This window comes from Saccharopolyspora sp. 7B, assembly GCF_020177435.1.
Classification (GTDB): Bacteria; Actinomycetota; Actinomycetes; order Mycobacteriales; family Pseudonocardiaceae; genus Saccharopolyspora_C; species Saccharopolyspora_C gregorii.
This window is the reverse complement of the sequence record NZ_JAIUKC010000006.1, coordinates 28,530-42,250: the sequence shown is the minus strand read 5'-3', so window position 1 is coordinate 42,250 and position 13,721 is coordinate 28,530. Positions and strand designations below refer to the sequence as shown.

Here is a 13,721-nt window from a genome sequence, read left to right as displayed (position 1 = left end):
CTCGTCAGTGGGGCTGCGGCAGGAAGAACGAGGCTGCGACAGCCATGACCGAGAGCAGGAACGACCCCGCCAGCAACTCCGGAACGCGGAACAACCGCAGCTTGGCCAGGAATCCCTCGCCCACAGCGAGCAGGAGCGCAAGCAGGGCGACTTTGCCGGTGAAAGCCAGCACACCTCCCAGCAGCGCGAGCGGCGCAGCGTCGGTCGCGATGCCCCAGGGGAGGAACAGATTCGCCAGGAGCCCCAGGAACACCGTCAAACGCATTGCCGACGCCCACTCGACCAGGGCCAGGTCCCGGCCCGCGTACTCCAGGACCATCGCCTCGTGCACCATCGTGAGTTCCAGGTGAGTGGAGGGATTGTCCACCGGGAGCCGCCCCGTCTCGGCGATGATCACCACCGCGAAGGCGACTGCTGACAGCAGGCTCGCGGGTGAGAAGACCATCGCCGGGTCGTGCACGGTCGACGTCACGATCGAACTGAGATCGGTCGAGCCCACCCGCACCGACAACGCGAAGATCGACAACAACAGGGTGGGCTCTACCAACGCGACGATCGTCATCTCCCTGCTGGCGCCCATACCGCCGAAGGTGGTTCCGGTGTCCAACCCGGCCAGCGCCACCGCCACGGTGCCCAACGTCAGAAGCGCCACCACCGCGAACAGGTCCGCCACGGGCCTCGCTGCAGATTCAATCGTGATGAACGGAGCCACGAGCGCCACGACCACCGTCGTGGACCACACCACCAACGGTGCGACCCGGAACACCTCGCTGGTGCCGCGCGGTACAACGGATTCCTTCAGGAACAGCTTGCGCAGGTCCCGCCACGGCTGCCCCACCCCGGCTCCAGCACGGCCTTCCAGTCGCGCCCTGGCCTGCCTCATGGCCCCGATCAGGAACGGCGCCCCCACAACGATCAACGCGCACTGCAGGCCACCACCGATCACGCCGAGAACGCTCATCAGAGCACCACCAGCACGATCAGCACGCCGCACACGAAGTAGAACCCGTAGCCCAGGTAGCGGTGCACGCTCCCGGTCGCCAGCCGCCTCGCGGAAGTTCCCCACGCGGCAACGCCCCGCAGCACGGGAGCGTAGACCCGGTGCTCGAAGGGCTCCGGCACGTGCTGGCGGTACTCGACGGCTTGTACGAGATACGCCGATTGCCGGTGGTGAGTCACGGCGACGTCCTGTTCAGGGCGAACCACGTTCTCGAAAACCCGTTGCAACGGCTCAGCGAACGAGGTGGCGGTGTACTCCATTCGGGGAGATGGCGGACCTGCTCCGCAGTCCCACGACCGCACTTCCCGGCCCCGGCGCGCTGCCGCGAGGCGCAGCACCGCCAGCACCAGCACACAGCCGGCGAGGAGGCCCGCGGCGAGCAACACCGGCGAGAGGGCCCCCACCACCCCGTTCAACCGCAGCGTGACCGCTCCCAGAACCGCAGGCCCCGAGTCGCCCAGCACCAGGCCGCTCACGCCTGCGAGGGAGGGCAGAACCAACCCCGGTAGCAGCGCCAGCCCGACGCACGCGACCGCGGCCGCGGCGATCCCGACGAGCATGGAGGTAGGGCTCTCCTTCGCCGCGCCGACGGCGTTGCTCCGAGGACGGGCCAAGAACCCGATCCCGAACGCCTTGACGAAGGTCGCGGTCGACAGGCCCGCGGTCAGAGCAACGGCGGCGACGGCCATCGGCATCACGATCGCCGTCGCCGCTCCGGTGGACGGCGAGCCGTGGATCAACGCCTGCAACAGCAACCATTCGCTGACAAAGGCCGTCCCCGGTGGCAACGCCGATGCTGCCAGCGCACCGACCGCGAATCCCCACGTGGTGAAAGGCATCTTCACGCGCAGGCCGCCCAAGAGATCGAGATCCCGTACCCCGGTCGCGTGCACGACCGAGCCGGCGGAGAGGAACAGCAATGTCTTGAACGCAGCGTGATTGATCACGTGCACCAGGCCCGCCGTCAATGCCAGACTTGCCAGCACGTCTTGTCCCGTGGCATCGAAATACCCCGCGGCACCGACCCCCAGAAGCACCAATCCCATGTTCTCGGTCGTCGAATTCCCCAGAAGACGCTTCAGGTCGTTGCTCATCGCAGCCTGCAAGATGCCGTGGAGAGCTGACATCGCCCCCAGCAGCAGAACCAGCAGCCACCACCAAGCGGGACCGCCCGCCAGCAGGTCGAAACCCACCCGGATGAGGCCGTACACGCCGAGGTTGACCATTCCCGCCGACATCAGCGCCGACACGTGACTGGGCGCCTCGGGGTGCGCGCGGGGCAACCAGGCGTGCAGTGGCAGCGCGCCTGCCTTGGAGGTGAAGCCCGCTGCGGTCAACAGGAAAGCGGCACCGGCGACGAACGGCGGTAGCTCCGCCGAACCGTCTCGCACGGACGTGAACGAGTCGTCGGAGCAGTGCGCGACGACCAGAAGCAACCCGAGCGAGATCGCCACCGCTCCCACGTGGGTCATCACCGCGTACCAGCGACCTGCTACCGCCACCTCATCGCGGCTCGCATGTTCAGCCAGCACCAGCGCCAGAGAGGTGAGCGCCACGAGCTCCCAGCACGCCAGGAACGCGCCGATGCTCCCCGTCGCGGGTACCAGCAGCATTGACAGCACGAACAGCGGCAGCACCGACTGGACGGGGCGGCTGTTGAGGCTCTCCCGGGCGTAACCGATGCCGTACGTCGCGGCCACGACCGCCACCCCGCCCGCGACGAGCAGGAACACGCCGCTCAGCGGATCCACGGACACGGCTGCGCCGAACAGCGGGAGCAAGCCGGGAAGCGATGCCGATAACGACTGGCCGGCCAATGCGCTCGCGCCGGCGATGACGCCGCACCCGCCGACAAAAGCCGTGCCCACCCCGCAGACGAACGGGCGAGTTCGTGCTGGAACGAACACACCCGCCACAGCACTGAGCAAGCCGACGCCGATCGCCGCGACAAGCCCGGAGGAGATGAGGTTCATCGTCCGGTCAGCTTTCGCAAACCCGCCACGATCTCCTCGGGGCGGGGTGGGCAACCGGGGATCTCCAGATCGACCGGCACCACATCACGCACGGCTCCCACGACGCCGTACGCCCTGGCAAGAGCACCGCAGCCGCGAGCGCAGTCCCCTACAGCCACTACGAAACGCGGCTTTGCAAGCGCCTCGTACGTGCGCCGCAGCGGCTCCGCCATGTTTCGAGTGACCGGGCCGGTGACCAGCAAGGCATCGGCGTGCCGTGGTGACGCCACCAGCCGTGCCCCGTAGCGCTCGGCGTCGTACACCGGCCCGAACGCGGAAGCGATCTCGACCTCGCAGCCGTTGCACGAGCCCGCATCGACGTGCCGGAACTGCACCGAGCCACCCAGCTCGCTCGCAGCAGGCAGCAACTCTCCCGACAGTGCGGGGCCAGGTTCGGCAATGCGCCCGATTCGACGGATCTCTCTTAGCAAGCTCAACACGCGGTGCTCCCACATCGACTTCCAAGTAGTAGTCAGGGGTTACGGATCTTCAACCGCTCAAGAACCGGGAGACTCCCCAGGACCGCGCAAGTCGTCGAGCAGCTCGACCTGCCCGGACAACACTCCGGTCAAGATTGCCCGAGCCACCACCAGCAGTTCCGCGACCTGCGGGCTGGTCAGCGAGTAGATGACCGCGGAACCTCGCCGGGACGTGGTGACGAGTCCGGCACGGCGCAGTACCGCCAGCTGCTGCGAAAGGTTCGCCGACTCGACCCCGACCTCGGGGAGCATTTCGGACACTGCGTGGTCTCGCTCGCTCAACAGCTCGAGCACCCGGATTCGAGCAGGATGCCCCAAAGTCTTGAAAAACTCAGCCTTCAACTGATACAGGGGCGTGCTCACCTGACTCCCTTCGCCAAAACCCCAGGGGCCCACACCGTTTGCCTACGAGCCGAGCCTTCCGAGACGCCCCGAGCACCTGCCCTGGAACCGCCCCACCGCCAGCACATGCGAAAACCGCTAGTTGCATACTTTAGCAACTGGTTGATCTGACACGAGACCTGGCCATCAAGAGCACCACGAGACGTGACACAGGGGACGCAGGTCGTCACAGGCCGCCCTAGCAACCACCAGTAGGACCAGGGAGTCGAGGCTCGTGCCGACAAGAGGCCACCAGCTCCCCGGTCGGACGTCAGCACCGCTGTTCCACCCCACCCGGTGCTAGCTCCGACTCCCGCTCCCACCGGGCCGATCCCCCGCCCTACCGCCGGAACATCCGCCGCCACTACTCCACCAGTGACCCGAACAGTCAATCAACGATCAGCACGGAGGCGGAACCAGGCGCAGCTGCGATGGCAACGCTGCCCCGGCGGCAAGCGGACTGAACTCACCGGCAATCAAGGTGAAGACGCCGCGAAATTCGAGCGATCCGCTACTCCGGCACCTTGCGGGCACTGGCTCAGTCCAGCGCGCGGAGTGAGCGACCTACCGGCGGCAATAACGCGCCGTCCCCTCCCCGACCCTGGTGCGAGCACCGGGCGCACCAGGGGCGGCTGCCTTCGCCGAAGACCAATCGCCACTGGTCGCGCTACACCGCGGCCAGGCCGCGCACATCCTCTTCAGCAGCCTCGGTCAGCGCCCTCGACAACGCACTAGGCCAACGACCTGACTCGTAAGCCAGACGTGCCTGGTCATCTTCGCTCGCCTCCATTCCGAACTTCGTTCACACAGGACAGCGACAAACCCGGCCGCGACTCATGGCGAAGCATGTTCCCACGGCTGGGCACGGTCGCGGTGTCCTCGCCAGTTCGGTGCTCAACACCGACCTGGTATGGGCCGAGGGCGACTTCGGGCTCAGGCTGATCGCCTGAGTCAACCTGCTGCGCCTGGTGCTGTTGTACCCGGTTGTGCGCAAGGATTCGCTAACGCTCGGTGCCGGGGCCCCGCGCTGGGGTCTCTCCGGTGCGCGGGGCTCACGGTGCTCGAGACAACCGTGGCGCAGCCATCGCCGAGGTCTTTTCGGGAGATCCCTGCCCTCGGTCGGCTATCGCCGCGCTGCGCCGCGTGGGAGCAATGCCGTTGCGGGCAAGCTTGGCGGTGTCCCAGGAGAGCAGGTCAATGAGCCCTCCGAAGAGGCCTACCCATTCCAAGGAACACGGCACTGCTCTCCAGCTGCAGATCGACCATGAAGCGCAGCGCGCTGCGCGAAATCCCACGCAGGCATTGCCGACTCCCCCACAGCATGCGGGGACGGGCGCCACCGCTCCTGCCCAACGGGAGCAAAGCCCATAGATGCCGGGGCGCTGCCCGCCCCGAGAGGACCGGACCGGGCAGCGGCCCCCTTACCCCGACTTCTCGAAGGTAACGAGGCAAAGCTTCGAAGAGCTCAGAATTTAGCCAACATCACACTCTTTCGAGGGTGGTGGCCCGTCGAGACCATGCCGTCCTTTCGCCTGCGGCTTCGAACGGCGGAACCAGCGCCCCTGGTGTCGCCATGCTCGCCGCGGCGAGCAGCTGAAAGCAGCAAGCCGGGGACCACCGCGGCCATCCGCGGCTCGCTACTGAAGTCCACGATCGTCGCCAAGCCCGAAAAGCCTCGGAATCAACCTTTGACGCAGAACCCCTCACCCCGACACAGTCGGGGGCACGGCGTTTAACCCCACAGCAGCAAAGACGTCAAGTCAAGAGCGATCGATTCACCCTAACGAATCAGAGGACTCCTCACCGACACACTGCTAGCGGACGCTACACGGATACCTAGTTGCTCCGATGCTGCTCAACGGCCTCAGCCAACGCACACGACAGCGCCGGCGCTCCCCACCGCTGCACCAACCGATCAAACTCCGCGCACGCCCCCTCGAGGTCCCGGCCGGACTCGTCCAACAAACCGATGACCTGCCCAGTTAGCCAGATGTGCAGCAACTCGACTTCCGACCCCACGTGCCGCTTCATCCACACTCGCCTCCATCCCGAGCCGTCGCGCACTCAAGACAGTGACGACACTGGCCTCGCGACCTGACGAGACCAGACCACACATTAATTTGTGCCCTAAATCACAATCAGACGCAACATAGGTGCATGCGCAACAACATGGGCGCACACTAGGTCAGTGGCGCCGATGTCGGGGCACGGCACCACCCCGGGGGCGCCGGCCTCGTCGCGATCGGGGAGACACGGGACCGGCGCCCTACCTCAGGCCGTGATCGCCACCCCCGATCGCTACCACCCCCAAGACAGCGATCACATTCTGCGGACGCTCAGCCATACCCATCGATCGCCCAGCCCTGTGCTTTACCACCACGAGAACCGATGCCATCAGGAACTCCCTCACCGTGAGGGTGCATAGAACACGTACCGACGTCTCGACCACCGTATCGGACGGCAGCCCCTGGTGGCGCGAAGCACGGCGGCGGACCAGGTCTTCCCGGCGTCCGCCGCCGACGGGAACAGCAGTAGTCGCGCCTTCAGTATGCTCTCACGCCTTTGCTTGGTTGACTGATTCCAATACCGACTTCAGATTGATGACCGAATCGTTCGGCTTTAAGCCTGGAAAAGACCTGCCATCAGACACGCCCTAAATTCAGAGCCCTTATTTTCCTACTATCTCGATCTATACACAAGCCTACTCTCGCAACCGGCTTCCCGTGGAGCAGGTATTCGATCCGCAGACTGCGGAGAGGACGAACATGCCATTACAGGTGGCACGGACCACTAGTTTCCCGGGTGCCTGGTCCTGGCGCACTGGGCCAGGACCCCCCACGGCCTCCTTCCTCGAATTTTGGCACGTCCTTCCCAGGGGCTCGATTACGCAAGAATGAGCACAACTGGCACTAAGGCTCCGCAAGGCGCTTTTCACCACGAGTATAGATTTCCTTCTCGCCGCCCTCGGTGATCTGGATCTGCGATACCCAGACTGAGCGGCGCTGCGAAACGACCACCCGCCTTGCCCCAGATCTCGCGGTGATCGAGCGTCCCGATCTCACTCCCCCCAACGATTCGTCCGCGTAGCCTCGGAAAAGCAACCGCTGCGCTGACCACTCCATGGACGTCATCCGTCCCTCTTCGCACGCCTGTCAAGTTGTGTTCATTTGCGCGCCGAAGGCTCGTCGTGCCCCGGACCGCGCAGGCGTTCGACTCCGTGCATGCATACGGCAACGGGCCTTGCAGAACGGGAATTGCGGATGCTGTCGCCTGTCCTGCCAGATCCCTGCGGCACGAACCGCGTACAGGGGGCGCCGACAGCGACCGTTACTTGGTCTTGTATGTTACCGATACACGTCAGCCACAGATGTGTGCCGACGGCGGGGTCGGGCCCCCTCCTGCGCCCTGCCGTCCCGAACCGACGGTTCACAGTCCCACCGGCCTTGTCACCCCCTGGCTAGGCCGGTGGGGCTGTTTCGTGTGTTCGAGTATGCCCAAGAAGTGCCACGTTATTTCGACGTTGCTTGGCAGCGCGGCTCGTTGAGCCACTGGGTGGCCCATCGTTGGGCGATGCCTACGAACGGTGCTCGCTGCGGTCCAGAGATCATGGTACCGGGTCGAACGGGCCCCGGTCCGGCTGGCAGATCGTGTCCTCGGCAGGCAGTGCCCCGTCGGCGAAGTAAGCGTTCAACGCCCCGTCGATGCAGGTGCTTTCCCCGCGGGCGCCGTGTCCGAAGGAGTCGAGGGTGAGCAGCCGGGCGTCGGAAAGCAGCTGGGATGTTTTGCGTGCGTCGTCGTAGGGGGTGGCGGGGTCGCCTTGCCGGTTGCCGATGACCAGCACTGGCGAAGCTGTTTCCTGGTTCCAGGGACCGGTGTAGCGGTCCGGATCCGAACCGCCGGGCCAGTTCGCGCAGCCCAACGACAGGTACGTCCAGTACGAGCCGAAGCCGCGCCCGACCTCGTCCGCCCGTCGCGCGTATTCGGACCACGACCACGGGTCGCTCGGGTTGCTGCTGTCGTTGCACATCACGCTGAGCCTCTGCTCCACGCCCATATAGCCGCCTTCCCAGCCTTGGGGGGCGGGCGGAACCGACACGACCGGTGCCGGCCCGGCGGCACCGGGCTGGGAGAGCTCGTGCAGCTGCTGCAGGAACTCACCGAGGCTCGTTGATGCCGAGGCACCCTTGAGCGAGCTGGAGGTTCGGACCACGGCTGTCTGGTAGGTGATCTCCATCGGGGTTCCGTCGGGCCGGGTGATCGTGACGGGCCTGACCAGCAGCCGGTCCAGCAGCGCGTTGTACTTGCCGAGCAGGTCGGCGCCCGGTTCTTGGAAAGCGCAGCGCTCATCGACGGCGCACGCGTCGAGGAACGTGCGCAGCGCCTGCTGGGCCCCGCCGTGGGCACCCATCCGGAAGGTCATCGGCTCAGCCACCTCGTCTGGCCGGTATCCGGTGGTCCACTCGATCGGATCGACCACGCCGTCGATCGCCACCGCACCCACACGCTCGGGGAACAGGTTCGCGTACACGGTGCCGAGGTGGCTGCCGTAGGAAATACCGTAGTAGTCCAGCCGGTCCTCCCCGACCGCCGCGCGCAACAAGTCGAGGTCGCGAGCCACGTTCGCCGTCGACATGTGGTTCAGCAGCGGACCCGCGTTCCGGGCGCACTCCTCGACCCCCCGCGCGGTGTCCTCGATCTGGGTCCGTTCCTGTTCAGGGGTCACGGGGAAGGAGTCCTTCGAGTCGAAGCCGTCGCCGGGCTCGGTGAAGCAGCTCAACCCCGCACTCTCGCCGATGCCTCGTGGGTCGACACCGACGATGTCGAACCGTTGGTGCAGTTCGGGAGTCAGTGCCGGGGCGTACTTGCCGCTGTCTCCCGGCCCACCCGGGTTGTAGAAGATCGTGCCGAGCTTGTGCTCCTGATCAACGGCGGGCAACCTCCCCACCGCGAGCCGAACGTGCTGACCCGCCGGATTCCGGTAGGACAGCGGGACTTCAGCGGTCGCGCATTCATAATTGGGCGCGAGATCGCACGGCGCCCAGTCCAACACCGGAACAGCCGCACCGTTGGTGCGCATCGGCGCGGATTCTGAGTCCGGACTCGCCACGGCGGCCGGTACGAGCGGACCCGCCACGAGGACGGCAGCGAGAAAACCCGCGCCACGCGCTGAATACGCCAACTGCATAGGTTTTCTCCTCGGTCGAGATGCACGCCGTCCGGTGCGACCGCTGATGCGGAAGTCGATCAGAACACACGATCGCAGCCGACGCGGGAGGCGCACCTCAACCGACCGGCCACCCGGCATCGACCGATCGGCCAGAACCCGGCGCGGACGGAGCCCAGACGGGGCCACACCCCACAACGAAGATCAGTGGCCTCTTGGTGGAGGGGCAGCAGCGCTGTGCAGACTGGAGGTACGAACCACCGCGGCCGGACCCGGCTTGTGAGGCGAGAGGCCCAGGTCTTTGCACCACTTAGCTTTCCAGCCACGACCAATTATTACGCTTGGGCACCTGTGCTGTGTCCCCACGTGCCGCTGCCGCGGTGATCGGGCTGGTTCGTGCTTACGGCGAGGGCCGTGGCGCTGTTCGTGCCTTGAACGTAATCATGCTCTCGTTATTCGCCGGACTTTTCACTGCGGTAATGGGCCCGTCCGGATCTGGAGAGTCGACAATGCTGCCCTGCTCGGCACCGGCACGGCGGCGACATCGGGCCGCCGGTCTTCTTCGAACCACTTCGACGGTGCCCTGGGCGGCCGGAGATCGGGCCCCTCTCGGAGAGCACAGGTCGGCGCACCGCTGAGCCCGGTCCGCACCACCGGCGTGGAAGCCGACTCGACGTTTGTCGGTCGTTCTCCGCGGAAAGGCAGACGCACGACGGGTGCCCCAGACCACGGTCGCCGGGCAGCATGACCAGCATGACCACGTTTCCCACGATGGACCCCGAGCTCGCCGCCGCGGCGGCGATGCTGCCGCGGCTGGACTTCGCCGACCTGACCACGGCTCGTGAACGCATCAACGCCATGACCGATGCGGTGCTTGCCGAGATCTCGTACGAGCAGATCGTGTGGCGCGAGCTGGCGGCCCCCGGCGCCGAGGGCGCACCGGACGTCCCGATCCGCTTCTTCACGCCACCGGACGCAGCGGAGCGGGGCACGCTGCCGACGTTGCTGTGGATCCACGGCGGCGGGTTCGCCATCGGCCGGGCCCAGCTCAACGACCCGCTTTGCGTCGAGCTGGTGCAGCGGCTGGGTATCGCGGTCGCCAGCGTCGACTACCGACTCGCACCGGAAACCCCTTACCCGGGGCCGCTGCAGGACTGCTACGCCGCGCTGCGGTACCTCCACGCCAACGCCGCCGAGCTCGGCGTCGACCCGGAACGGATCGCCGTCGGCGGCCAAAGCGCGGGCGGCGGGCTGGCCGCAGGGACGACGCTGCTCGCGCGCGACCGAGGCGAAGTACCGATCGCCTTCCAGCTCTTGGAGATCCCGGAGCTCGACGACCGGCTGGAGACCCGGTCGATGGTCGAGTTCGTGGACACCCCGATGTGGAACAGGCCGAACGCCATCCTCTCGTGGCAGTACTACCTGGGCCGGAACGGCAGGGCGACCGAATCGGACACCGAGGTCTCCCCCTACGCCGCCCCGGCACGGGCGAAGGACCTGCGCGGCCTGCCACCGACCTACCTCTCGACCATGGAGCTGGACCCGCTGCGGGACGAGGGCATCGCTTACGCGACGGCCTTGCTGCACGCGGGCATGAGCGTGGAGCTGCACTCCTTCCCCGGCACGTTCCACGGTTCCTCTCTGCTGCCCACCGCAGCGGTGAGCGTGCGGGCCGCAGAGGAGTTCCGCGTCGCGCTGGCCAGGGGCTTGCAGGTGGAACGAACCGCCTCGTAGCGTCACCGCATGCAAGGTCTCATGTACCGGCTCGCCGGACTCGACGCGGGAGCGGCGAGCTCGGTCCGCGTGATCGACTACTTCGATGCCCTGATCCGGCACCGCGCCGATGTTCCCACGGCGGTGCGCGCGGCCGCCGCGCTCGGGGAGTGCACCGTCGGGATCAGCCTGATCCGCGACGGCAATGCGCCGGTAAACCTGCGCTGCGGACCCGGCGGTGGGGTGCTCTCCGCGGCGGACGGCGAGCCGCAGGTGGCCGAGCGGCTCGTCGGAGACGGTCTCAGCGGACGGGTGTGGATCGAACGCGACGGCCAGCCCCACCCGCTCGACGCACTGCTGGTAGAACGGCTCGCGCTGACCGTCACCGCGATCGCCGCGCGCACCGGCCGACCGGCGCCTACCTCGGCGACACGGTCAGCGGACCTCCTGTTCGCCGCCGACCGCGAAGCCGCCGAATCAAGCTGCACCGCCCTGCACATCGCCCCCGACTCCCTCGTCCGGGTCGCGAGCGCGACCGGGATACGCACCAGCCTCGTCGAGATGCTGCCCGGAGAACCCGCCGCTGGGCACTCGACGGAGGTCGTGCGCAAGGACGAACGACTGCTCGTGTGCACGCACAACACCGGCGTGCCGCCGTGTCCCGTTCAGCACGGGGTACGCATCGGACTTTCCTTCGCCGTTGAGGCGAGGGACGTTCGCGATCACGTGCGCACCGCCCAGTTCGCCCGGGACAACGCGACGGCCGACGAACCCGCCGTGGTCGCCGACGAGCTCGGCGCGCTAGTGCTGATGTCCCCGGAGCCCGTTGCGGACCTCTGCGCCATTCCCGATCTGCGCGCGCTTCAGACCATGCCGCTGCAGCACGGCCAAGAGCTGCTGCGCACACTCGACGCCTACCTTTACAGCGGTTCCCTGCGAGCGGCCGCTACCCGGTTGAACCTGCACCACACCAGCGTGTCCCAACGGCTGGCGAAACTGTCCCAGCACCTGGGTTTCCCCGTCGAGGCTGCCCGATACCGCGCGAGAGCCGCGGCACTGATCATCGCAACGCGAACCCGACCGGGCCTCTCGCACACCCCCACACCGGAGCATCCACCCGTAACGGGCACATGAGCCGCTCGCCACAACCCGCCAGCCTCGAACAAAGTGACTCCCGCAAGATTCTGCGCGAACCACCGCCTAGTCAGATAGCCGGAAAACTGCTGCCGGCATCGCCGACGTCGAAGTTTTTCTAGCTCAGACACGTTGACGTTCCAGGACCAATGTGACTCGGCTGATGACTGAACCGCCCCGACACGGAGACGAGGAGCTCCGAGTGCTGCGTGATCGAGCCATATACCGCACGGCCCGTGAACACGGTCTTCTCAGCGAGCACGGCTCTGCTCTCGGTGGCCGCTCGGCCCTCGTCCAATGACCACCGGGAAGCTGCTCACCAGTCCCGCGAGGACGCCGTCCTCGGACCTGAGGTCGGCGTGATGTTGGAGGGCCATTGCCGAGCTGCCTTTCAAGGGGGCTGCCGGGGTCACTCTCACAGTCGAGTCCCTCCCCCACACCGGCTGATCGCCGAGACCCTCTGACCGAACGACCGGCCCACACGTTCAGACGGATTTTCCGCCCGCAGCAACGCATTCCAAGCTGTGCCCACCCCAGGCCGAGCGCCGCGCAGTGATGAGAGAAAACCATCCAGGGAGCCACTCCGGCGGAAACACGCGGTCCCGACCAGGAACCGGGCTCCGCCCTGATCAGTGCGCAAGAGCACTACGGACGTGGCGCGGAGATCACCTGCAGCGTGAGCCGATTCCATCGACACGTCCAACGCGTCACCCCCAAACGCGCCCGACTTCGGTTCTGTGATGAGCCCGTTCTACACAATCAAGGAACAGTTCGAACGCTGACGCCTCCGGGACTGCGCACGCTGCGGACGACGGGCGGCCAAGGCCGCGAACTGGGAAGGCCCGCTCTGCCGCACCTGCTTCGAGCACGCCGTCCACACCTGGGGTTCCTGCCCGGACTGCGGCGCCAACCGCCTGCTACCAGGCCGACGACAAGCAAGTCCGGATGTTCCGATCTATCGCGACTGCGGGGCCAGTACCCGCGACTTCTTCTGCGGCTGCTGCGGTTCGAGGGTTGTCTGCTCGGCGGGCGTCTATGCGAGTGCTACACCCTCGACCAGGCACTTACCCAAGCCGTCGACGAAAACACCGGCCAGCTCCGTCCAGACCTCGTTCCGCTGAGAGACGGCATTCTGGGTTCACAGAACTTGAAGCGAAAGCTGGCCTGGTTCGGCGAATCTCGTGTGCCCGAAGTGCTTGGTCCTGGCCCGCGGCGACCTTCCCCTGACACAGGAGGTCGTTGCTGCACTTCCGGACTGGCTCACCGCCTCGTCCACTCGTGAACTTCTGATGCACCACTGAATTCTGCCACGCACGGACAGGCAGCTCATGCTGTTCGAGCGCGGGCTCGCCCAGCTCTTCGCCACCTGGACGAGCTACGACGTTGCGGCGGAAGGCCGACGACGGACCGCTTCGCACCACGACCACCAACGAATCCCGCCAGAAAATCAACCTCGCCGCCGACTTCCTAGCCTGCCAGGCCCACGACGATCAGCCTCAAACACTGCACCTAGGCCGCCTCTAGGCCTGGCACTCCGAGCACTACGCGACCTGTTGGCCGGTATCCTCCGCGCACTGCTGGCCGAACGCGCCGCGTTCTCCGGGCAGAACAAAGAATCCACCTGGCTGTTCCCAGGCCGACGCGCAGGCCAGTCCAATGAAGCACCGCAACCTCGGCGAAGCACTGCACCGCCGCGGAATCCCCGTCCAGGCCAGGCGCGCATCAGCGCTTCGTCAACTCGTGCTGCAAGCCCCAGCACCGGTCGTCGCCAAGTGCTCGGCCTCCACGACAAGCACACCACCTGCGTCCTGATCGAGGCCGGAGGCAACTGGAACCGC

At 66.5% G+C, this 13,721-nt stretch carries 7 protein-coding genes; 2 read left to right on the top strand and 5 right to left on the bottom strand.

Going from position 1 to position 13,721, the window contains the following annotated elements:
- Positions 1–4 precede the first annotated feature (4 nt).
- The 5 genes from LCD33_RS01460 to LCD33_RS01440 all read right to left on the bottom strand — a co-directional run bounded on the left by LCD33_RS01460 (position 5) and on the right by LCD33_RS01440 (position 9,057).
- The gene (locus LCD33_RS01460) at positions 5–961 is read right to left on the bottom strand and encodes a respiratory chain complex I subunit 1 family protein (protein ID WP_224961395.1); all 957 of its coding nucleotides are present in this window, start codon (positions 959–961) and stop codon (positions 5–7) included.
- Complete coding sequence (locus LCD33_RS01455) at positions 961–2,973, bottom strand: proton-conducting transporter membrane subunit (protein ID WP_224961393.1); 2,013 nt, start codon at positions 2,971–2,973, stop codon at positions 961–963. Before LCD33_RS01455 ends, LCD33_RS01460 begins: the two co-directional genes overlap by 1 nt.
- Positions 2,970–3,452: an NADH-quinone oxidoreductase subunit B family protein gene (locus LCD33_RS01450; RefSeq protein ID WP_224961391.1), complete on the bottom strand. Its 483-nt coding sequence runs from the start codon at positions 3,450–3,452 to the stop codon at positions 2,970–2,972. The genes LCD33_RS01455 and LCD33_RS01450 overlap by 4 nt, the downstream gene beginning before the upstream one ends.
- A gap of 57 nt (positions 3,453–3,509) precedes the next feature.
- Positions 3,510–3,854, bottom strand: a complete 345-nt coding sequence (locus tag LCD33_RS01445) for a helix-turn-helix transcriptional regulator (RefSeq protein ID WP_224961389.1) — start codon at positions 3,852–3,854, stop codon at positions 3,510–3,512.
- A 3,622-nt stretch (positions 3,855–7,476) separates the two neighbouring features.
- Positions 7,477–9,057, bottom strand: a complete 1,581-nt coding sequence (locus tag LCD33_RS01440) for an alpha/beta hydrolase (protein WP_224966516.1) — start codon at positions 9,055–9,057, stop codon at positions 7,477–7,479.
- A gap of 732 nt (positions 9,058–9,789) precedes the next feature.
- Between LCD33_RS01440 and LCD33_RS01435 the strand changes: the two genes are divergently transcribed.
- Both LCD33_RS01435 and LCD33_RS01430 read left to right on the top strand, forming a co-directional pair.
- Entirely contained in the window at positions 9,790–10,770 is a 981-nt protein-coding gene (locus tag LCD33_RS01435; protein ID WP_224966515.1) for an alpha/beta hydrolase, read from the top strand.
- 9 nt (positions 10,771–10,779) lie between these two features.
- Positions 10,780–11,883: a helix-turn-helix domain-containing protein gene (locus LCD33_RS01430; RefSeq protein ID WP_224966514.1), complete on the top strand. Its 1,104-nt coding sequence runs from the start codon at positions 10,780–10,782 to the stop codon at positions 11,881–11,883.
- The last annotated feature ends 1,838 nt before the right edge of the window (positions 11,884–13,721 follow it).